This window comes from Janthinobacterium sp. Bl 1, assembly GCF_058215535.1.
The window spans coordinates 2,799,983-2,820,929 of the sequence record NZ_CM177086.1; the positions used below are offsets into that span (position 1 = coordinate 2,799,983).

Here is a 20,947-nt window from a genome sequence, read left to right on the forward strand (position 1 = left end):
CGATGGCATGCGCATGGCGGCAGCCGTCGATGCCATGGTGCGTGCCGGCCCGTTGCCACGCATCCTTCAAGTGAAGGATGCGGTACTGGTTTGCCGTTTTTTTTACAGGTAGGGCAATGATGGACAAGGAAGGCGCGGATCCCGTTATCGCCGCCTTTTACCGGGCGGCATTGGAACCGTTGCAGTGGAGCGTGGCCATGCGCGCGTTCGCCCGGCTGGCGGGCGGCGATGTGGCCTGCTGTTTCCTGAAAGCGGAAACGGGCGCGGTACCGTCGCGTGGCTATGTGACCGGGCTGGACCAAAGCGCCTGGGAGGACGGCTACCGGCGCTACTACCATGCGCTTGATCCCGGCTATGCGGTGCTCACGCGCGGGCCGCCCGGGCGCATGCATCTGATGCAGGATTATTTCAGCGAGCAGGCCGTGGCGCGCAGCGAGTATTTCCAGGATTTCTATTTGCGCGCGGGTGTGCGCTATTCGTGCAGCGGCGTCGTGCGCGACAACGGCGCGCTCACCATCCTGTCCGCGCACCGCGCCGCGGGCCAGGGTCCGTATGACCGGAACACGTGCGGCCAGCTGCAGCGCGTGCTTGACCATCTGCCGAATGTTTTTTGCCTGCGCGATACGGCGCAGCAAGCCCAGGCGCATGGCGCGCTGGCCTGGGAGGCGCTCGATGCCTTGCCGCGCGCCATCTTGCTGGCCGATGCCTGCCTGCGGCTGGTTTTCATGAACCTGGCGGCGCAGCGCTTGCTGGCCGCGACGTCGCCGCTCGCCTCCGTGATCACCTTGCATGGCGGTAAGGTGGCTGTGCGCGTGAGCCAGCTGCAACAGCAACTGGCGCAGCGCGTGCGGCAGGCTTGCGTCGGACTGGCGTGCCACCGTCCCGCTCCCTTGTATGCGAGTGACGCAGACGGCCGGCCGGCGCTGGAAATCGGCATCCTGCCGCTGCCCGTGCGTATCGGCCCGGCAGACGGGGAGGGCGCCAGCCTGGCCATGCTGTCCTTGCGGCCACTGTTCAGGAGCGCGCGGCGGCATTGGCCCGGCGCGGCCGAGCGGCCATGCGGCTTGACGGGCGCGGAGTGGTCGCTGGCGCTGGCCCTGGCCGACGGCATGGAGCCAGCCGAGTACGCGCAGCGCCAGGGCGTGTGCATCAGTACCGTACGCAGCCAGATCCAGGCCATCCTGGCCAAGACAGGCACGCACCGCAGCAGCGAGATCGCCAGCCTGTTCAGCGCGCTTGAATGGCACGCTGGCGCGCAGCCATAAAAAAACCGGGACATGTCCCGGTTTTGTGCTGATACGGCAGAGATTACTTCTGATAAATCTTGTCGAACTCGCCGCCATCGTCAAAGTGTTTCTTTTGCGCTTGTTTCCAGCCGCCAAACACGTCATCGATGGTGAACAGGGTGATCGGCTTGAAGCTGGCCGCGTATTTCTTCGCGACTGCTGCCGAACGGGGGCGCAGATAGTGCTTGGCGACCAGTTCCTGGCCTGGTTCGGAGTACAGGTATTGCAGGTAGGCCGTGGCTTCCTTGCGGATGCCGCGGCGGTCGACGACCTTGTCGACGACGGCCACCGGCGACTCGGCCAGGATGGAGATGCTTGGATACACCACTTCGAAGTTGTCGCCGAATTCGGCGCGCACCAGTTGCACTTCATTTTCAAACGTCACCAGCACGTCGCCGATTTCACGCTGTGTGAAGGTGGTCGTGGCGCCGCGGCCGCCGCCGTCCAGCACAGGTACGTTCTTGAACAGCTTGGTAACGAGGTCGCGCGCCTGCGCTTCGCTGCCGCCTTTTTTCACGGCATAGCCCCAGGCCGCCAAGTAAGTATAACGGCCATTGCCCGAGGTTTTCGGGTTCGGCACGATGACCTTGATGCCGGGCTTGGCCAAGTCGTCCCAATCCTTGATGCGTTTCGGGTTGCCTTTGCGCACCAAGTACACCATGGTCGAGTAAAACGGCGCCGCATTGTTCGGGAATTTCTTGGCCCAGTCGGCCACCACGAGGCCGCGGTCGACGAGGATATCGATGTCATTGGCCTGGTTCATGGTCACGACGGACGCTTCCAGGCCATCGGCGACGGAGCGCGCCTGCTTGCTCGAGCCGCCATGCGACTGCTTGATGGTAATGGTTTCGCCCGTTTTGGCTTTCCAGTCAGCAATAAATGCGGGATTCACATCCTTGAACAGTTCGCGCATCACGTCGTACGAGGCGTTCAGCAAGACCACGGGTTCGGCGGCGCTGGCGGCCATCGGCAGGCTCATGGCGGCTGCGGAAGCGGCCAGGGCGCTAGCCAGGAACCAGCGGCGCGAGCGTTGGGTGAGCGTCGCTGCGGTAGTCGATACGGCGTTGGAATGGGGCATGTTGAACTCTTGTTGTGAGAATAGATAGACATAGTCTAAAATTCCGGCCGGAAAAGAAACGAATTTTTCGTAATATGCTTAGATTTGATTCCCGTTTACGCTAAAAAACAGATATCGATTTTTGGAAACATTCGTGGGCAAGGCGCGCATCAGCACTTAGTCTGCAGGCATGGCGCCATAGGCAAAACCGGTCTGTGGCGTGCGGCAAAAAACCCGATTGCGCCGCTTGGTGTATAGTCGAATCGCACGATACAGGGGTGAAACCGTCTGCATCGGCAACTGGAATATTTTGTGAGCGTACATGAGTCTTGAAATTCGTATTGCAACATCGACCGACGCTTTCGAGGCGTGCAACGTATTACGACGCTCCATCGTCGAATGCTGCAGCCTCGATCATCGGGACGATCCGGCCATCCTGGAAGCCTGGCTGGGCAATAAAACACCGCAGATGGTGGCGTGCTGGTTTGCGTCGCCCACCAATTTTTCGCTGGTCGCAGTCGAGGCGGGCGCCGTGGTCGGCGTCGGCTTGCTGACGCGCGCCGGCAAGCTGGCCCTATGCTATCTGCTGCCCGAGGCGCAAGGCCGTGGTGCGGGCAAGGCACTGGTGGAGCAGCTGGAAGCGCAGGCGCGCGAGTGGGGCATCAAGGCCCTGCAGCTGCACAGCACGGCCAGCAGCCAGGCCTTTTTCGTCAAGCGAGGCTATGTCGAGGCGGGCAATGTGCGTTCGCCATATGGCGTGGAAACGATTTTTTGCTGGAAACAGATTGATCCCGCAGGCATTGCCAGTGGCGACCCCAAGCGCAAGCGCTTTTGCAACTGCAATTCGGCCTGACGGCTATCCTGCATTTCAGCCCGCACATCCGGCGGCGGGCCTTTCCTCCCTTTGAATTATTCCCTTCAGTAACTGATCTGGATATACACGCCTTGTGGCACGCTATCGTTTGCTGGCAGCAAGGTGCCGCCGGCAAACAGTTTCAGTTCGCCGGGCGCGAAGGGCAGCCAGTCCTCGTTTTGCGTCAGCGGATGGGTGGCGATGACGGCGATGCGGTCGTCCAAGTGGTTATGCTGGCGAAAGTCGATGCTGCGCTCGCAGTCGATCAGTTGCGCGACGGAAAATGGGTATTCGCGTATCACATAGTGCAAATGCGTGGAGCAGTGGGCAAACAGCAGTTCGCCGTCCGACAGGATGAAATTGAAGCTGCCGTGCGCGGCGATGTCCGTGGCGACCTCGGCGATGGCGGCGCGCAAGTCGGCGCGCGCAGGTTCACCAGCGGGAAACTGCGTGTGCAAGCTGGGTAGCAAGTGGCAAAACGCCTGCTCGCTATCCGTGTCGCCGCTGGCGCGATAGTGCGCATTGGCGGGCGCGCGCCACGTTTTCAAGTCGCCATTGTGGGCGAAGGACCAGGTCTTGCCCCACAGTTCGCGGGCGAACGGGTGGGTGTTTTCCGGCGCGATGCGGCCCTGCGTGGCCTTACGGATGTGCGCGACGATGTTTTTCGCCTTCACGGGATGCTGCTGCACCTGCGCCGCCAGCGGCGAATCGATGGCGGCCAGGTGATCCGTCAGCAGGGTGCAGCCGCTACTGGAATGATAGGCGATACCCCAGCCGTCGCGGTGCTCGTCCGTGCGTCCGCCCCGCTCGGCAAAGCCGGCAAAGGAAAATCCCAGCGCTGCCGGCTTGCTGCTGTTCATTGCGAGTAACTGGCACATGGCGGCCCTTCCTGATGGTATCGGTACATGCCCACAGTAAAGGCGGGTGCCGGGCGCGGGAACGAATGTTTCCGACTATCGTTATGCGCTGGCCGTCGCATCCCTTATGTGCTGGGCGCATATCAAATGGCGAAACCATTCGTTCTCCTTTGCTTTGCGCTGCCTTAGTCTGCACACTTTGGCGCCGTCTTCCCCACGAGGGCAGCCGGCGCAGCCCGATGAAGGAGCACGTATGCCATTTCCCGTCCTGAAAAATTACCTGGCCCGCCTGTCGCACCAAACCCAGGCCGGCACCAGCGTCTGGCTCGACGGGGAGGGCAGGGCGCTGGGGCGCTTTTTCAATTGCACCATGACGAGCGCCTTCCAGCCGCTGCGCGAACTGGGCAGCGGCAAGCTGGTGGCGTTCGAGGGCCTGGCGCGCAGCGTGTCGAAGGCGGACGAGGGCTTGTCGCTGTGGCGCTTGCTTGACCACGCGGCCAGCGACGACGAATCCGTGGAGCTGGACCGGCTGTGCCGCATGCTGCACGCGATCAATTTCTTCCGCCAGGGCGAAGCGGAGCAGTCGGACCTGTACCTGAACGTGCACGACCGCCTACTAAGCGCCGTCAGCAGCAATCACGGCCACGCCTTCCAGCGCATCCTCGACGCGCTGGGCTTGCCCATCGAGCGCATCGTGCTGCAATTGCCGACGGTCACGACTAACCAGGGCTGGCTGCTCAACTATGTGGCTGACAATTACCGGCGCAACGGTTTCCGCCTGGCCATCAACGTGGCCAGCGTGCAGGAAGCAACAGGCATGCTGGAGCGCTTGCACCCGCATGCGTTCAAGCTCGATGCGGGCAACCTCAGCGACGAGCAGGCCGTCGCCAGCTTCGTCACCGTGTGCCATGCGGCGAAAATCCGCGTCATCTTCAAGCGCCTCGACACGCCGCCGGCGCTGGCCGCGCTGCAGCGCATCGCCGCCATCACGGGCTTGCCCATCGTGGCCCAGGGTTATCTGCTCGACAAGCCTTTGACGGCGCTGGCGCAGGCGAAAGGAGGCGTCGCGTCCGTCGCTGCCGCCGCATAGGGCGCCCAATACCTGAAATGAGGGCGACACGATAGGCACGGAGGGTTTTTCTTCGCAGCACAATACGCTATAGTATTCCCATCGTTAAATTGGACTGACTATGGCATCGCGCAGAAATTTTCTACATCACGGTATGGGCCTGGCCGCGCTGGGCCTGGTAGCCACCCCTCTCATCGGCTGCGCCTCGCGCACGGCCGCTCCTGCGTCGGCTTCGGCCAGCGCCAAGCCGCGCGCGCCGCGCACGGCCGTGCCACCGCAGCCGACGCAACTGGCCAGCGTCGACCGCTCGATCACGTCGCAGTCGCGCCAGGCCATCACCGAGATGGAACCGCCTCCCGATATCTTCGACGCGCAGGCGCTGGACCTGGAATTCTGGCTCAAGCCCCGCACCCTGGAAGTGGTGCGCCCGGCCAGCAATGAAAAGGCCAAGCTGCTGTACTGGAAAGATGGCGAAGTCATCGATTCTGCCTACCAGGAACTGTGCCACTTGCTGCGCGACGTGAACGGCAAGAAGACGGCGCCGATCGACCCGAAACTGCTGGAAACCCTGTGGGGCACGCAAGCGTTCGTGGCCCGTTACGGCATCGAGCAGCCGCTGGAGATCCTGTCGGGCTACCGCACGGCCGAGTCGAACAGCCGCCTGCGCGAAGCGGGCGTGCCGGCCGCGCGCCAGTCGCTGCACATCTCGGGCCGCGCCGCCGACATCCGCGTGGCGAATCTGAACGCGGAAGTGCTCGGCTCGCTCGTGCGCAGCTTCAAGCAGGGCGGCGTGGGCTTTTATTACCGCAACGGCCCGCGTGGTGGCTGGATTCATGCGGATACCGGATTGCAGCGCGTCTGGAAAGGTTAAACGAAAGATTAAACACCTGACAAAACCGTCGCGAGCGGTAGTGATTTGTGGCCGAGACGCGCAGCCGTACGAAGGTACGGCGAGCATCGCAGGCCGCAAGGCGCACCGCGCAGTAGGTTTGGTCAGGCGTTTTTAGTCGTAGTGGTAGGGCGGCTCCGGCACGCTGTCGGCGTGGATCAGTTCCAGTTCGCGCAGCTTGGCCGGGCGCTCCCACCAGATGCGCCAGCCGCGGCGCTGGCTTTCCAGTACTTCCGGGTGCGTCTGCAGATAGCCGTCGATAAAGCGGGTAAAGTCCGAGACATAGCCGCTGCGGCGGTAAGGTAGTCGATGGCGCATGCGCGTCCTCCCATGGTTTTTCCTTTTGACCGCCCTTGCGCGCAAAAGTGCCGCACTTTCCACTTTCCCCATGAAACTGTCCAGCCATAACATCGAACTGTTCCTGGCCGTCGTCGACGGCGGCTCGTTCTCGGCCGCCGCGCGCACCTTGCGGCGGGCGCCATCGGCCGTCAGCATGGCGATGGCCAATATCGAGGCGGAACTGGGCATCGCCCTGTTCGACCGGGGCGCGCGCGAAGCAGTGCCTACGCCGGCCGCCACGGCGCTGCTTCCCCATGCGCGCCTGATCGCCGAGCAGTTGAAGCAGTTACACCTGCACGTGCAGGAGTTGTCGCAGGGACTGGAAAGCCGCATTTCGCTGGGCATCGCGGCCGAGCTCGACCATACGCCCTTCCTGGCCGCCGTGCGCGCGCTGTCGCAGCGTCATCCGCTGCTCGACATCGAAGTGCTGACGGCGCCGCAGGACGATGTGCTCGACATGCTGCACCGGGGCCGCATCAGTGCCTGCATGGCTTTCGCTGGCGGACGCATCAATCACGAAGAACAGTTCCAGCTGGTGGGCAGCGATGCCTTGCTGGCGATTATCTCCACCCAGCATCCGCCCGACGTGGCGGGGCGGCCCTTGTATATCGAGGAATTGGTGAATTTGCGCCAGATCATCGTCGCCAGCCGCGAACTCGACCTGGCCGATGCGCGCCCCGTGGTGGGGCTGTCCTATTGGCGCACGGACAGTTTGCCGATGGCGTTATCGATGGTGGAGGCGGGACTAGGCTGGGGCAACTTTGCCGCCTCGGCCATCAAGGATTCGCTGGCGGCGGGGCGGGTGCGCTGCGTGGCGTTCAAGAATACGGGCAATGGCCTCGTCGTGCCCATCCACCTCGTGTGGATGAAGGACCGGCCGCTGGGCATGGCGGCGCGGTCCTTTCTTCAGTTGCTCAGCGAAGCGGCCTGAACATTCGCTGGCTCTTCCTTCGGCTGCTGCGCCGACAGGGGCACGCCGAACAGGCCGTCGAAGAAGTAATTGAAGATGAAGCTGTAGCACGGGATGATCAGCATCAGCGCGAAATCGAGCACGAACGCTTGCCACAGGCTGATGTCGAGCCACCAGGCGATCAACGGGATCAGGTAGATGACCAGGGTGATCTGGAAGCCGATCGCATGCAGGATGCGGCGCCAGACGGTGCGCGTGCGTGATACCTGGCGGATTTCCCAATATTCGAACGCCGTGTTGTAGAGCAGGTTCCAGATCACGGCGATGGTGGTGATCATGATCGCCAGCGGTCCCGTGCTGGTGGGCGATTCGCCCGAAAGCAGGGTCAGCCAGGCCGTGGAAATGGCCATGCCGATGATTTCAAAGGCGGTGACGTAGACGATTTTTCGTTTGATGCCTTGCATGTAAAGCCTGTAAAGAAGAGATGGTGGCCATTTTAAGTCAGGTGTGCTGATGTTTGAAGTCGATAGCTGTCAGTTTTTCTGATCGATTCAGCGTGGGAATACCATGCGCCCCGCGAACGGTGGATAATGGCGGCTGGCGGGCAACCGGTCCCGCCGCATCACCGCAGAAAAGGTCAACGAGCATGCAAGGCGCAGCAGACAGCAACATCCCCGATACCCCCGCCAGCCAGGAAGAACGTCCCCGTTTCCGTCCCCGTCCGTGGGAACACCTGGAAACGCCGTACGACGTGGAAGTGTGGATCGAGGAACATAACCGCAGCATGCAGGACAATATCCGCGCCACGGAAACGGGCGTGGGCATCTGCTTTACCCTGGCCGAAGGGGGCGATATCTATATGCAGACGAGCGCCGATGGCGCCGTCGTATTGGACGTCACGCCGGACGCGGCCTGGGTGTCGCCGCTGATCAGCGCGGCCACTGGCTGCGAGGCGCCGGACTCGTCCTTGTGGGTCTTGCCCGACGATAAGCTGATCCAGCTGATCGTCGGGCTGTCGAGCCTGGTGGCTAGTACTTTGCTGGTGGTCGGCCATGATTTCGGCTTGCGCCGGCGCGGTATGGGGCTGGGCCGCTGAGCGGCCTTGTTGCGGAAACGGCATCCATGGCTCGACACTGTGCGTGGCGCGTGCTAGTCTCGCTACTGCACCCACCTGTTTTCCAGGGCGGCCGTGCAAAGGACAGCCATGGATACACCACCGCAAGCGGTACCTGCTCTGGATTCCTCCCCGCCCGGCCACGACGGCGTGCCGCGGCATGTCGCGCCCCTGCTTGACGATGGCGTCTTCAGTCCGGAACGGATGAAGGCCGAACGCGAACAAGCGTATTTCAACGATTTATACCTGCTGGCGCCCGTCGCCTATTTCGTGCTGGGCCTCGATGGCGTGATCCTGCAGGTCAACCTGGTGGCGGCCGAACTGTTCGGCCTGGCGCGCGGGCGTCCCGGCCACGTGTTGTTCCGTTCTTTTGTGCACGAGGCGTTCCGCCGCGATTACGAACAGTTCGTGGAGCGCGTGCTCAATAGCAGCGAGCCCGAGCGTATCCAGCTGCAGGTGCAACTGCCCCCGCCGCGTCCCGGCGTGCGCGAGGCGGGCTTGCCCGTCAGCCTGCTGGGCAGCGCCGACCCGAACGGCCAGGCGCTGCGCCTGGTGCTCGAGCAAGCCGAGGGCAAGCTGGCCGCGCTCGAACGCAGCGAAGAGCGCTTCCGGCGCATCGTGCACAGCGCCGAGGAAGGCATCTGGGAAATCGATGCGCAGGCGCTGACCAGCTTTGTCAATCCGAAGATGGCGCACATGCTCGATTGCCAGATTGAGGATATGCTGGGCCAACCGCTGGCGGCCTTCATGGATGAGGAGGGGCGCGCCATCCTCGAGCGCAACATCGCGCGGCGCCAGGACGGCATCGTCGAACGCCACGAATTCAAGTTCCTGCGGCGCGACGGCAGCACCTTGTGGGCCACCCTGGCCACCAATCCCATCTTCGACTCCAGCGGCACCTACCTGGGGGCGCTGGCGCTGGTCAGCGACATCACGGCGCAGCGCGCCGCGTCCGAGCGCATCTGGCGGCAAGCCAATTTTGACCAGCTGACGGGCTTGCCGAACCGCCACATGTTTCTCGACCGCTTGCAGCACGAGGCGGCCCATGCCAAACGCGAGGGCGCTTGCCTGGCCCTGCTGTTCATCGACCTCGACCATTTCAAGCAGGTGAATGACAGCCTCGGCCACGAGAAGGGCGACATGCTGCTGCGCCAGGCGGCGCGGCGCATCAGCGAGCGGGTGCGCGCCACCGACACGGTCGCGCGCCTGGGCGGCGACGAGTTCACCGTCATCCTCGCAGGCGTGGGGCAGCTGGGCGGCATCGAGCGCGTGCTGCAGGAATTGACGGCCGCGCTGGCCCTGCCGTTCGTGCTCGACGGCGACACGGCGCAAGTGTCGGCCAGCGTGGGCGTGGCCCTGTATCCGGCCGACGCCGAGTCGCCGGACACCTTGCTGCGGCATGCCGACCAGGCCATGTATGCGGCCAAGAGCGCGGGGCGCAACGGCTACAGTTATTTCACGCCGGCATTGCAGCAGGCGGCCGAATTGCGCCGCAGCACGGTGCGCGAAATGCGCCTGGCGCTGGCGCAGGACCAGTTCGAAGTCCATTACCAGCCCATCATCCGCCTGTGCGATGGCAGCATCGAGCGGGCCGAGGCGCTGTTGCGCTGGCGTCATCCGCTGCGCGGCTTGCTGGCACCCGCCGATTTCATCGGCTTTGCCGAGGCGAACGGCTTGATCATCGATATCGGCGAGTGGGTGTTTCGCCAGGTCGTGCGCCAGGCGCGGCAGTGGCAGGACGAGCATGGCACCGCGTTCCAGATCAGCATCAACAAGTCGGCCGTGGAATTTCGCTGCGACGCCGCGCTGTACCAGGACTGGGGCGGGCATCTGGCGCGCCAGGGCCTGGCGCCGGGCGCCATCGTCATCGAAACAACGGAAGCGGTACTGCTCGACGAAGCGCGCCAGGTGGTCGACCGGCTGCGCCAGTTCCGCGCCATGGGCCTGGCGCTGGCGCTCGACGATTTCGGCAGCGGCCAGGTGTCGCTCGCGTGCATACAGAAGGCCGATATCGACTTTCTCAAGATCGACCGTTCGCTGGTCGGCGAACTGGGAGGCGATGGCGCGGGGCAGGGCCTGTGCGAGGCGATCATTGCCCTGGCGCAGCGCCTGGGCTTGAAAGTCGTGGCCGAAGGCGTGGAGACGGCGTCGCAGCGCGATTTGCTGCGCGCCGCCGGCTGCGACTATGCGCAGGGATATTTCTTTTCCCGCGCGCTGCCGGTGGGGCAGATGGACCGCCTGCTGGCATCTCAGTCGGCGGCCTGAACTGTCTCCTGCGCCGGGCCGGCGCCCTCCATCAGTTGTTCCACGGCGGCCACGGTTTCGGCATCGCTGACGGTGGCCAGGGTCAGACCGGGCGCCAGGATGACGCGGTAATGGCGGCTGGCTGGATAAAACCAGCGGTAGTTGTCGGTGCGGATGTAGTAGCCGACGATTTTCTTGTCATACGCCGAAGCGATGTGGATCACCGACGTGTCGGGAGACAGCACCAGCTCGCAGCGGCGTATCAGGGCCGCCAGCTCCAGGATGTGGCCGGTGGGCGGCGCGCTCATCACGTTGGCATGGCCGGCGCCGCGCACGATCTCGGCGGCGCGCGCCTCGGTGCCCGGCGCGGCGATCACCAGCAGTGCATGGTGCGGATAGCGTGCCGCCAGGGCGGCGCAGCAGCGCTGTGCATCGGCCACGCTGACCGTGCGTTGCGCATTGCTGCCCTGGAAGTTGAGGCAGAACAAGCCTTCATGGGTGCGCAGCAGGCTGTCGCAGGCGGCGTCGACCCGTGCCGCATGCGCATCCACGCCGAACAGTTCATAGCGCATATCGATGTCGCGCAGACCAAACTCCTCGAACGTGGCGAAAAAGCTGTGCAGGATGTGGCGGCTGCGATCGCACTGTACCGTATGGTCGAACATGCCCAGCTTCGCCGTCGAGGTGCCGTACTTGGGAATGGCAAAGCCCGTCAAATAGCGCGCACCGAGCCATTTGATACGCAGCAGCAAGGGAATCGAAAAGCGGTTGTAGGGGTTGAAGATGACGTCGTAGCGGCGCCGGCGCAGGTCGGCGATGGTGGTGCGCAAGTCGCGCAGCAGCGGCTGCTTGTCCCAGATGAGGATCTCGTTCACATGCGGGTTGTCGGCGATGACATCGCGGTTGGCGCTGCTGGCGGCCACGTCGATCTGCCAGTGCGGATAGTTTTTTTTCAGTTCGCGCAGCAGGGCCGACGTGACGATCATGTCGCCGATCTTGTCGTTGCGCAAAATCAGCACCTTGCGCACCTTGGCGATATCGAGGGGCTGCTTGCCGGATTTGCCCAGCAGGGCATAGCTGATCAGCCGGGCGGCGGTTTTTATCAATGGAACTCCGGAGGTGGATGACGGGATGCGCCGGCGTATTGGTGAATCAGCCAGCGACAGCAGCATCTTACGGATAGGCTCTGTCATCGGCAAGAGGGGCATGCCCCTATTATTGCCGCGTGCGCCAGGGCGGCGCACGCGCAGGAAGCGGTTATTCCAGGCCCAGCAGGGCGACGACTCTCTCGCGGCTGATGCCGACCAATGCCGAGCTGATTGCCAGCAGCGATTCATAGCCGGGTTCGCTGGCCTTTTGCGTGAAGTTTTCCGCCAGGGTATCCATGCTGACGTTCACTTGCACCGGTTGCGCGCGGGCAACCCGTCCTGTTGCTTGCGCCAGGGCCAGGCTGACGGAACTGCGCGCCGCCTGCAACTGCGCCAGCGCCTGCACCACTTGTTGCAAGGTGGCGCGCAGGGCTTCCACGTCGCCGGTATTCCATTCTTCCGGGGCGATGGCGGCCGGTTCCGCATCCGTGCGCACGCGGCTCATCTGGCCGGTCGGGTAGCGGATACCGCTGCCGCGCACGGACAGGCTGTCGCGCACGTTGGCCCAGGCCGCTTCCGACGTACTGAACACCAGTTCGCCATTTTCGCCCAGCTTGACGCCGATGCCCGATGGCATCAAAGCGCGGTCAAAGCGCGAGACGATTTCGTTCGTGCTCAGGCCAGGTTCGATATTGACCGAGCGCAAGGCCTGGTTCGCGCCGCCGACGGAAAACGCCAGCACTTCCTGCGGGCCTTCCTGCAGGCTGGCCATGGTCAGGCCGCGAATACTGAAGTTTTGCTGTGCCGCTTGCGGGCTGGTATAGCTGAGCTGTGCGTCGAGCGTGCCGCCCGAGGCGCTGGCGCGCTGGCGCCAGGTATTGCTGAACTGGCGTACTCTTGCCTCGACTTGCCCTTCGCGGCCCTGGCGCGCGGCCAGCTTGGCCGCCAGTTCGCTTTTCAGCGCTTGCAACTGGCTGCTGCTGCGTTCCAGGTAGTCGAGTGTTTGCTGCGCGTTGGAAATCTCCCCCTGCAGTTGGTGATCCCAGTTGCTCAGGCCACGTTGCAGGCTCGCCGTCGACCTCTTCGCCGCTGGCGCATCGCTGCGCGCACTGGCGCTGCCGTTGATGGCGGCGGACGCGTCATCGACGGCGCGGGCTGTGCCGGCGCCTTTGGCATTGACGCCGGAAGAGGAGGAGGTCTGAACGATTTGCATGATGGTCAGAGAAGATCAAACAGGGAAATGGTGCCAACCTTGGCGTATGCCTTGTATGTTGCCTGGAGGGCAGTCTGGTAGCCGGTCAGTTCGATGGCGGCCGCGCCCATGTCGGTTTTTTTCAAATCGGACAAGGCCGATGTATTCGACAGCGCCACATTGGCCAGGTTGCCGGACAAAGTGGACAGAATGTTCTGCGCGCCGCCGAAGATGGCGATCTTGCCCGAGAGCAGATCCATGCCGTCATCCGTGCCGTTCAGGCCTGCGCCCACCACGGCGCGCACGGCCGGGTCGTTCGGACTGACGCCCGGGGTGCCAAGGGTGGTGATGACCTGGTCGATCTTGTTGAGCCATACTTCCAGGTTCTTCACGTCGACGTTGGCCGCCTGCGTCACGCCATTGCCCACCACCACGGTTTGCGTGTCGGTGTTGCCGATGTAGCTGTAGCGCGAACCGGCAGCCGCCGTCGCGTCGTACTTGATCGCCGGTTGGTCGGTAGCGGTGCCGGAAAACATGTAGCGGCCTTCCTGGTCCTTCAGATTGGCCGTGTACAGCACGCTGTCGCGCATGGCGACCAGCGATTGCGTCATTGCATTCAGATCGTCGGGGGCATTGCTGCCGTCGGCCGCCCACACCAGCAGGTCGCGCGCCTGGCCCATGTCGGTAACCATGCTCGACAGGTAGTTTTCGTTTTTCAGCAGGCGCACTTTCACCGTGGCGATATTGTCCTGATATTGCGAGACCATGGCTTGCTCGCGCGTCAGGCGAGAAATGCGCACGTTGCCGATCGGATCGTCCGATGGCAGCTGGATGCGCAAGCCCGAGGCCATCTGCTGGGTCAGGTAATTGATGCGTTCCTGGTTTTGCTGAAGCGAAATATTGATCAGCGATTGGTACTGACTACTGGCGATACGCATGATCTTCTCCTTAACCCATCATTTGCAAAGTGGCATCAAACAAGGTATTCGCCACGGAAATGACTTTCATGTTTGCCTGGTACATATTCTGGAATTCGACCAGGTTCATTGCTTCCTCGTCCTTGTTCACGCCGCTCGTGGATTTCCAGTCGTCGATCGCTTGCGCGCGCACCGTGTTGGCCGTCTTCAGCAAGGACTGGTTCTGCTGGCTGTAGATAGCCAGCTTGCCGACAAGCTGCGTGTCCGCGTCGCTCATCAGGACGGAACCCACCCAGCTCACGGTGATCGGTTGATTCTTGATGTCGATCAATTTCTGCAGGTTGCCGCTGTCGCCAGCCTGGCCCGTCAGCGACAAGGCCAGGTCCTTGGCGTTGAAGCCCGGGGTAATGCTCAGCTTGCCATTCGCGTAGGCCAGCAGTGGGGCACCGGGAGTGCCGGCCATGGTTGTTCCCAGCGCCAGCTGCGCGTTGACCTTGCTGGTCAATTGGGTAGCCATGTCTTGCAGCGACTGTTGCAGCGGTTTCAGGGTATTTTTCTCGAATTCGCCGAGGCCGCCCATCTGGCCGCCGATGGCGACCAGATCGAGCGTGTACGAGGACTTGGCGAAATCGAGGCTCAGGGTTTGGTCGCCCGTGTTCGTCATGCTGCTGGTCAGCGTGCCAGCCAGGCTGCCGATGACGAGCGGCTGGCCCGACTTCAGCGAAACATTGCGCGAGCCATCCGGCTGGTCGAGTACCTCGATGCCCATTTGCGCCGCCAGGCCATCGATCAGCTGGTCGCGCGCATCCATCAGCGACGACACATTCGTGCCAGACGCCGTGGAGGTGCTGATGCGCTGGTTCAACGCGGCGATATTGGCCAGCGCGGTATTAGCTTGCGGCACGATCGCTGCCCGTTGCTGCTGCAGCGACAGCAACTGGTTGCCCATGACGGTGCTGATGCTGTTGAAGCGCTGCGCCATGGCGTCGGCCGAGGTGACGATCTGCTGGCGCAGCGGCGTCGACGTCGGGTCGACGGCGGCCGCGTTCAGGGCCTTGAAGAAACCGTCGATGCCATTGCTGATGCTCGACGCATCGTCGCCCATCACGCGTTCGAGCTGGGTCAGGTAAGGCTGGGTCTGCGAACGGGCGCCCTGGTCGGACGCGGCGCGCCACATTTGCTGGCTTTTATAAGCATCGGCAAAGCGCAGCAGGGCGGACACTTCCACGCCATTGCCGGCCGAGCGCACACCGGCGGTGGCGCCAAGCGATGACAGCAGCACACCCTGACGCGTGTAGCCCGCCGTTTGCAGGTTGGCGATGTTCTGGCTGGCCGCATTGAGTGCGGCCTGGGCGGCGATGCTGCCTGACAATGCATTGCTGATGATGCTCATTGGGCAAGTTTCTTTCGTGAAGAGTGTGGCGCGTGCGGGTGGGCGGGCATTGAGTCCTTGTTACCTTGTACAGGCGACACTTCAGACGGATTTATTAAGCGGCGTTGCAATATTGTCGGTCTTGGCGGCGCTTTTGGCTGCCACGGGGGCGCTGGCCGCCGGCAGCAACTGGCGCAGGATGGCGTCGGCGATGCCGAAGGCGCGCTGGCCGGCCATTTTGTCGGCCACCAGGTTGTCGGCCATTTCCAGCATGTCGCTGTTGACCGGGTCCTTGAAGACGCTGTCTTCGCCCGCCATCTCGCGCGTGCCCGAACGCATCTGGCGCAGCATGTGCGAGATGAAAAAGGCTTCGAACTTGACGGCCGCCTCGGTGGCCTTGGCCGCATAGCGGGGATCGGCCGGCGTGGCGGCTGCGGGAGAGCGGTCGTCGAGCGCCGAGGGCAGGGCGCTGCTGCTGTCGTTGATATTAAGCATCATATAACCACCAGTTCGCCTTCGATGGCCCCGGCTTGGTCCAGGGCTTGCAAAATTGCCATGATGTCATCGGGCGAAGCGCCCAGACTGTTGACGACGTCGATGATGGCCTGCAGCTTGGCGCCGGCCGGCCATTTGAACATATTGCCGTTGCCCTGGTCGACGGACACCTTCGATTGCGGCGTGACGGTGGTCTGGCCGCGGCCGAACGGCGCCGGCTGGCTTACTGCCGAGCTTTCGGAAATGACCACTTTCAGCGAGCCGTGCGTGACGGCGGCCGCCTTCACGCGCAAGCCTTCGGCGATGACCACGGTGCCGGTGCGCGAATTGAACACCACTTTCGGCGTATCGACGCCGACGTCGACGGAGAGCGCTTCCAGCTTGGCCATGAAGGCCACGCGCTGGGTCGGGTTTTCCGGCGCCAGCACTTCCACGCTGGTGGCGTCGCGCGTGGTGGCGACGGCGCCAAAGCGGCGGTTGACGGCTTCGACGATATTGATGGCCGTCTCGAAATGCGGGTGGCGCAAGTTCAGGGTGACCGTCGGCTTGGTCGAGAAATCGCTGAGGATTTCGCGCTCGATGTTGGCGCCGTTGGGAATGCGTCCCGAGGTGGGCGTGTTGACGGTGACGGACGAGCCGCTCTTGCCCGTGGCGTTCAAGCCGCCGACGACGACGTTGCCTTGCGCCAGCGCATACGTTTCATTGTCGGCCGCGCGCAATTGCGTCAGCAGCAAGGTGCCGCCACGCAAGCTTTTCGCATCGCCAAGCGACGAGACGGTGACGTCGATGGCCTGGCCACGGCGGTATCCCGGGGGGAATACGGCGCTGACCATGACGGTGGCGACGTTCTTGCTTTTCGATTCGGCGCCATCCGGCATCTTCACGCCGAACTGCTTGAGCATGTTGACCACGGACTGGCTGGAAAATTTGACCTGGGTGGTGTCGCCGCTGCCGTTCAGGCCCACGACGAGGCCGTAGCCGACCAGCGGGTTGTCGCGCACGCCCTCGATGCTGACCAGGTTGCGCAGCACTTGCGCGGCGCTGGCGGGCAGGGCAAAGCCGGACAAGGCAGCGAGCATGGCTGCCAGGGGCAGGGCGGAACGAAATTTCATGAGCTCACCTTAAAACGGCATCCATGGGCCGACGAAGAAGCGCGTCAGCCAGCCTGGTTTGTTGGCTTCGGCCAGGGTGCCCTGGCCGGAATAGGCGATCTGCGCATTGGCAATGCGCAACGATGACACCTGGTTGTTCGAATCGATGTCGGCCGCGCGCAGGTAGCCGCGCAGGCGCACGAATTCCTCGCCCTGGTTCAGGGTCAGGGTTTTCTCGCCCTGCACGCGCAGCAAGCCGTTCGGCAGCACTTCCTGCACGATCACCGTGATCGCACCGGATAGCGCGTTTTGCTGCGTGCTGGTCGAGTCGCCGGCGAAGTTGCGGTCGGCCGACAGGTCGATGCCCGTCTTGGGGAAGGTCTTGCCGAGGAGATTGGCCGCCTGCACGCCGACGGACGAGCCCTTGTTGAACGAGGTGCCCGCCTTCTTGCTGGCCTGCGTGGTTTCCTGCAGTGCCACCGTGACGACGTCGCCGACGCGGAAGGCGCGGCTGTCGGAAGTCAGGGCCAGGCCCGCGTCGGGATTGAAGACGCCGCCGCCCACGCCGCCTTGCGCAGCGCTGCGCGGTGCCACGGGCAGCGGCGTATCGGAAAAGCTGGGCGCCAGGGGCGCCATCGGCTGGCTGGCGCAACCGGCCATCAACACCAGCAGCATGGCGGCCGTGGCTTTCATGGCGGCTGTCATCAGCGTGCCGCTTGCGCCAGGTATTGCAGCATATTGTCGGCGGCCGACAGCACCTTGGTGTTCATTTCATAGGTGCGCTGGGCAGCGATCATGTCGACCATCTCTTCGACCACCTGCACATTCGAGCCTTCCAGCGCGAACTGCTTCAGCTTGCCCAAGGCGCCTTCGCCGGGACGGCCTTCCGTCGGCGTGCCGCTCGATGCCGTTTCCTGGAACAGGTTTTCGCCGAGTGCCAGCAGGCCCGTCGGGTTGACGAAGCTGGAAAGGTTCAACTGGCCCAGTTCGGTACCGGCGACATTGCCCGGCACGGTGGCCGTGACCATGCCGTTTTCGCCGATGGTGATCGCCGTGGCGTTGTTCGGCACGGTGATCTGCGGCACCAGCGGCAGGCCCTGGGCGTTGACCATCACGCCGTTTTCATTCAGGCTCAACTGGCCGGCGCGCGTGTAAGCCGCTTCGCCGTTCGGGCGCAGCACTTGCAAAAAGCCGTTGCCGGTGATGGCGACGTCGAATTCGCGGCTCGTCGTTTGCAGGCTGCCGGTGGTAAACACCTTTTGCGTGCCCACCATGTGGGTGCCGTTACCCAGCTGTACGCCCGATGGCGAGAGGGTATTGTCGGCGCGCTGCGTACCCGGCTGCTGCTCGACCTGGTAAAACAGGTCTTCGAAGACGACGCGGTCGCGCTTGAAGCCAACGGTATTGACGTTGGCCAGGTTATTCGCGATGGCTTGCAGTTTGGCATCTTGTGCCTGCACGCCGGTCTTGCTGATCCACATTGCTGGATTCATGATGTACTCCTGGTAATTGGTTGGCGTTGGGCTTAGGCGCCCAGCAGGCGGTTGCCGGACTCAGTCATCGCGTCGCTGGCCTTGAAAATTTTCATCTGCATCTCGAAACTGCGGTTCAGGCTCATGGTGGCGACCATTTCCTCGACGGCCGAGACGTTGCTGCCTTCCAGATGGCGGTCGCGCAGGCGTACCGCCGGGTCGGCCTGCAAGTCTTCGCCACTGCGCGCCACGATCAGGCCTGCCTCGTTCTTCGTCAGCTCGCCCGATTCCGCATTGACCAGCTTGAGCTTGTCGACGGTCTGCATTTGCGCGGTGCCCGGCACCTGGATGGAAATCGTGCCATCGCCGCCGATCGACAGGCTGGTGTGCTCGGGAATCGTGATGGGTCCGCCTTCGCCCAGCACGGGCCGGCCGTTGATGGTCAGCGCGCCCGTTTCATCGAGGTCCATGGCGCCGGCGCGCGTGTAGGCTTCGCCGTTTTGCCATTGCACCGCGAGAAAACCGGGACCCGTGACGGCCACGTCGAGTTCGCGTCCCGTTTCCTTGATGGCGCCCGTGCGCGTGCCGATGGCGCTCGACTGCGTCTGCGTCATGTGGCGGTCGTCGTAACCATAGCCGTTTTGCAGCGGCTGGGCAGTGGACACTTCCAGATTGGCGCGAAAGCCGCCCGTCTCGATATTGGCCAGATTGTTGGCGTGTACCTGCTGTGCCCGCAGGGCACGGTCGGCCCCGCTCATGGCGGTATAAATCAGCGCATCCATTGCTCTTTACCTTTGCGTATCGTGGATTACAGCGCTTGCATCAGCGATTGCAGCATGGCGTTCTCGGTCGAGATGACCTTCGAGTTGGCCTGGTAATTACGCTGCGACGTCATCAGGCCCACCAGTTCGGAAGTGATGTCGACGTTCGACTGTTCCAGCGAGCTCGTCACCAGTTTGCCGGCCATGCCGACGCCCGGACGGTCATAGATGGCGGTGCCGGACGAGGTCGAAGCGACCCAGCTGGTATCGTTGACGGCCGTCAGCGCGCCTTCGTCGGGGAAGGTGGCCAGGGCGATCACGCCGATGCTTTGCTTTTGGCCGTTCGTGTATTTCGCCACGACGGAGCCGTCATCGGCCAGTTCCACGCCCGTGTAGGTGCCCGAGGCATAGCCGTCGGCGCGGTCGGTCGAGGTCGTCGCTTCGCCCGCGTACTGGGTGGTGCCCGTGTAGTCGATGGCGACCGTCAGCGCTGCGGCGCCAGCCGGCGTCGGCAGCACTGGCGTGGCGGCCGTGCCGGTCACCAGCTTGCCATTCGTGTCGAAGGTCATGCTCGTCACCGGCGTCACATCGGCGTTGTCGAAGGTGTAGTGCACATCCACGCCCGTTGCCGTCTTGACGAAGTACTGGCCCAGCGAGTGCTTGGCGCCCAGCGAATCGTAGACGATCGAGGACTTGGCGCTGTTGTAGCTCAGTTCGTTGGTCTTGTTGAAGGGCACGGCCTTGATGGTCCATTCGGACGACATGTTGGCGGCATACGCCAGCTTGGTCGACGCCTCTGCGGGAATCTGGCCCGTTGGAATGTTCATGTCGCCCATGGTGCCCAGGGTGGTGCTGCCCTTGACGGCGACGTAACCCTGTACCAGGCGGCCGTTCGAGTCGATCAGCTTGCCTTCATTGCTGGCCGAGAAGATACCGACACGGCTGTAGCTCATGGTGTTTTGCGCATCGCGCGCGACGAAATAGCCGCGGCCATCGATGGCTGCGTCGAGCGCGCGGCCCGTGTTCAGCACGCCGCCATTGAGCGACATGCTTTGCGTGATCGAGCCGATTTCCGTACCCGTGGCGCGCGAACCGGCGTACATGGCCGAAAAGTTGGCGCGGCTGCTCTTGAAACCGTAGGTGCCGGCATTGGCGATATTGTTACTGGTGCTGTTCAACTGTTGGTTGATGGACTGGATACCGGACAGGGCGATGTCGAAACTCATGTTGATTTCCTTTAGTGAAGGACGAGATTAGTGTGCAAGAAACGAAGGGGCGAGCGGATCAGGCCGTCTTGCCGTTAAAGCCGGTGATCGCGCCAGGGTTGACTTCGCCCAGGTTCGACACGCTCAGTATCATGCTGCCGCCGGACGACAGGCGCACGCTGTTGAGTTTGCCTGCGATATCGACCGATGGTTTTTCGGCGCCGCTGGTGGTGACCTTCATGCTGTAGGTACCGGCAGGCAAGCCCAAGGCCACGGGATCGATGGTGAACGGCACCGTGCCGGCCGACTTGGCGCCCAGTTCGATCTTGTATTCCTTGTCGTCCAGCCCTTTCAGGGTCACCGTGGTCTTGGTGGTGCTGGCGGCCAGCGCGATGCTGCCGCTGACCTTACTCTTGTCGAGCTGCACCGTTTCACTGTTGACCATCACTTCGGAACCCACTTGCGCACCCAGCGCCAGTACTTGCATCGATTGCAGCACGCTGGCATTGGCGCTGGTCAGCGCCGACAGGTTTTGCATCGCTTCCGTCTGCGCCTGCTGCGTCAATTGATTGACGAACTGGCTCGGATCGGTCGGTGCCAGGGGATCCTGGTTCTTGATCTGGGCGACCAGCAATTTGGTGAACATATCCTGGGTGGCATTGCTTTGCGACTTGACTGCATTGCTGTTGCTGCCGCTGCCGCTGGTATTGTTTGTAAAGAGATTGGTTTCCATGGA

The 20,947-nt window shown here is 63.1% G+C and carries 22 protein-coding genes; 7 read left to right on the forward strand and 15 right to left on the reverse strand.

All coding sequences use genetic code 11. The annotated features are described in order from the left end of the window. Nucleotides 1-116: 116 nt before the first annotated feature. Nucleotides 117-1,265 (forward strand): helix-turn-helix transcriptional regulator, encoded by a 1,149-nt coding sequence (locus AC4BCN_RS12735; RefSeq protein WP_338681989.1) that lies wholly within the window; start codon nt 117-119, stop codon nt 1,263-1,265. A 43-nt stretch (nt 1,266-1,308) separates the two neighbouring features. On the opposite strand, the gene AC4BCN_RS12740 is transcribed toward AC4BCN_RS12735, so the two are convergent. After that, complete coding sequence (locus AC4BCN_RS12740) at nt 1,309-2,364, reverse strand: sulfate ABC transporter substrate-binding protein (protein WP_490493459.1); 1,056 nt, start codon at nt 2,362-2,364, stop codon at nt 1,309-1,311. A gap of 301 nt (nt 2,365-2,665) precedes the next feature. Between AC4BCN_RS12740 and AC4BCN_RS12745 the strand changes: the two genes are divergently transcribed. Beyond that, nucleotides 2,666-3,196, forward strand: coding sequence for a GNAT family N-acetyltransferase (locus AC4BCN_RS12745; RefSeq protein WP_034757728.1), 531 nt, complete (start codon nt 2,666-2,668; stop codon nt 3,194-3,196). 65 nt (nt 3,197-3,261) lie between these two features. Here the strand turns inward: AC4BCN_RS12745 and AC4BCN_RS12750 are convergent, their stop codons facing one another. After that, complete coding sequence (locus AC4BCN_RS12750) at nt 3,262-4,074, reverse strand: class II glutamine amidotransferase (RefSeq protein WP_490493460.1); 813 nt, start codon at nt 4,072-4,074, stop codon at nt 3,262-3,264. A 232-nt stretch (nt 4,075-4,306) separates the two neighbouring features. Between AC4BCN_RS12750 and AC4BCN_RS12755 the strand changes: the two genes are divergently transcribed. Next, nucleotides 4,307-5,143, forward strand: a complete 837-nt coding sequence (locus tag AC4BCN_RS12755) for an EAL domain-containing protein (protein WP_490493461.1) — start codon at nt 4,307-4,309, stop codon at nt 5,141-5,143. Nucleotides 5,144-5,243: 100 nt separating this feature from the next. Further along, complete coding sequence (locus AC4BCN_RS12760; protein ID WP_374106846.1) at nt 5,244-5,993, forward strand: YcbK family protein; 750 nt, start codon at nt 5,244-5,246, stop codon at nt 5,991-5,993. A gap of 132 nt (nt 5,994-6,125) precedes the next feature. On the opposite strand, the gene AC4BCN_RS12765 is transcribed toward AC4BCN_RS12760, so the two are convergent. Continuing rightward, complete coding sequence (locus AC4BCN_RS12765) at nt 6,126-6,329, reverse strand: DUF3460 family protein (RefSeq protein WP_034757739.1); 204 nt, start codon at nt 6,327-6,329, stop codon at nt 6,126-6,128. Nucleotides 6,330-6,399: 70 nt separating this feature from the next. On the opposite strand from AC4BCN_RS12765, the gene AC4BCN_RS12770 reads away from it, so the two are divergent. Continuing rightward, complete coding sequence (locus AC4BCN_RS12770) at nt 6,400-7,281, forward strand: LysR family transcriptional regulator (RefSeq protein ID WP_490493462.1); 882 nt, start codon at nt 6,400-6,402, stop codon at nt 7,279-7,281. Here AC4BCN_RS12770 and AC4BCN_RS12775 read toward each other — a convergent pair. After that, on the reverse strand, nt 7,257-7,724 hold the full coding sequence (locus AC4BCN_RS12775; protein WP_034757742.1) for a PACE efflux transporter: 468 nt from the start codon (nt 7,722-7,724) through the stop codon (nt 7,257-7,259). The two genes, AC4BCN_RS12770 and AC4BCN_RS12775, sit on opposite strands and share 25 nt — an antisense overlap. A gap of 182 nt (nt 7,725-7,906) precedes the next feature. On the opposite strand from AC4BCN_RS12775, the gene AC4BCN_RS12780 reads away from it, so the two are divergent. Both AC4BCN_RS12780 and AC4BCN_RS12785 read left to right on the forward strand, forming a co-directional pair. Continuing rightward, nucleotides 7,907-8,356 (forward strand): hypothetical protein, encoded by a 450-nt coding sequence (locus AC4BCN_RS12780; protein WP_490493463.1) that lies wholly within the window; start codon nt 7,907-7,909, stop codon nt 8,354-8,356. 108 nt (nt 8,357-8,464) lie between these two features. After that, entirely contained in the window at nt 8,465-10,639 is a 2,175-nt protein-coding gene (locus AC4BCN_RS12785; RefSeq protein WP_490493464.1) for a putative bifunctional diguanylate cyclase/phosphodiesterase, read from the forward strand. Here the strand turns inward: AC4BCN_RS12785 and AC4BCN_RS12790 are convergent. The 11 genes from AC4BCN_RS12790 to AC4BCN_RS12840 form a co-directional block, all read right to left on the reverse strand. Further along, on the reverse strand, nt 10,624-11,724 hold the full coding sequence (locus AC4BCN_RS12790; RefSeq protein ID WP_490493465.1) for a glycosyltransferase family 9 protein: 1,101 nt from the start codon (nt 11,722-11,724) through the stop codon (nt 10,624-10,626). The two genes, AC4BCN_RS12785 and AC4BCN_RS12790, sit on opposite strands and share 16 nt — an antisense overlap. A gap of 151 nt (nt 11,725-11,875) precedes the next feature. Further along, nucleotides 11,876-12,919, reverse strand: coding sequence for a hypothetical protein (locus AC4BCN_RS12795; protein ID WP_139092669.1), 1,044 nt, complete (start codon nt 12,917-12,919; stop codon nt 11,876-11,878). 5 nt (nt 12,920-12,924) lie between these two features. Next, entirely contained in the window at nt 12,925-13,836 is a 912-nt protein-coding gene (gene flgL / locus AC4BCN_RS12800) for a flagellar hook-associated protein FlgL (protein ID WP_490493466.1), read from the reverse strand. 10 nt (nt 13,837-13,846) lie between these two features. Then, entirely contained in the window at nt 13,847-15,208 is a 1,362-nt protein-coding gene (gene flgK, locus AC4BCN_RS12805; RefSeq protein ID WP_139092667.1) for a flagellar hook-associated protein FlgK, read from the reverse strand. 81 nt (nt 15,209-15,289) lie between these two features. Next, nucleotides 15,290-15,685, reverse strand: coding sequence for a rod-binding protein (locus tag AC4BCN_RS12810; RefSeq protein WP_490493467.1), 396 nt, complete (start codon nt 15,683-15,685; stop codon nt 15,290-15,292). Next, complete coding sequence (locus AC4BCN_RS12815; RefSeq protein WP_034757769.1) at nt 15,682-16,794, reverse strand: flagellar basal body P-ring protein FlgI; 1,113 nt, start codon at nt 16,792-16,794, stop codon at nt 15,682-15,684. Before AC4BCN_RS12815 ends, AC4BCN_RS12810 begins: the two co-directional genes overlap by 4 nt. 9 nt (nt 16,795-16,803) lie before the next feature. Then, nucleotides 16,804-17,466 carry a flagellar basal body L-ring protein FlgH gene (gene flgH / locus AC4BCN_RS12820; protein ID WP_230518686.1) on the reverse strand — a complete coding sequence of 221 codons (663 nt, stop codon included), beginning with the start codon at nt 17,464-17,466 and terminating at the stop codon, nt 16,804-16,806. An 11-nt stretch (nt 17,467-17,477) separates the two neighbouring features. Further along, nucleotides 17,478-18,266: a flagellar basal-body rod protein FlgG gene (gene flgG, locus AC4BCN_RS12825; protein ID WP_170846442.1), complete on the reverse strand. Its 789-nt coding sequence runs from the start codon at nt 18,264-18,266 to the stop codon at nt 17,478-17,480. Nucleotides 18,267-18,298: 32 nt separating this feature from the next. Beyond that, nucleotides 18,299-19,027, reverse strand: coding sequence for a flagellar basal body rod protein FlgF (locus AC4BCN_RS12830; protein WP_230518685.1), 729 nt, complete (start codon nt 19,025-19,027; stop codon nt 18,299-18,301). Nucleotides 19,028-19,053: 26 nt separating this feature from the next. After that, complete coding sequence (locus AC4BCN_RS12835) at nt 19,054-20,232, reverse strand: flagellar hook protein FlgE (RefSeq protein ID WP_490493468.1); 1,179 nt, start codon at nt 20,230-20,232, stop codon at nt 19,054-19,056. Nucleotides 20,233-20,290: 58 nt separating this feature from the next. Further along, nucleotides 20,291-20,944: a flagellar hook capping FlgD N-terminal domain-containing protein gene (locus AC4BCN_RS12840; protein ID WP_230518683.1), complete on the reverse strand. Its 654-nt coding sequence runs from the start codon at nt 20,942-20,944 to the stop codon at nt 20,291-20,293. Nucleotides 20,945-20,947 lie beyond the last annotated feature (3 nt).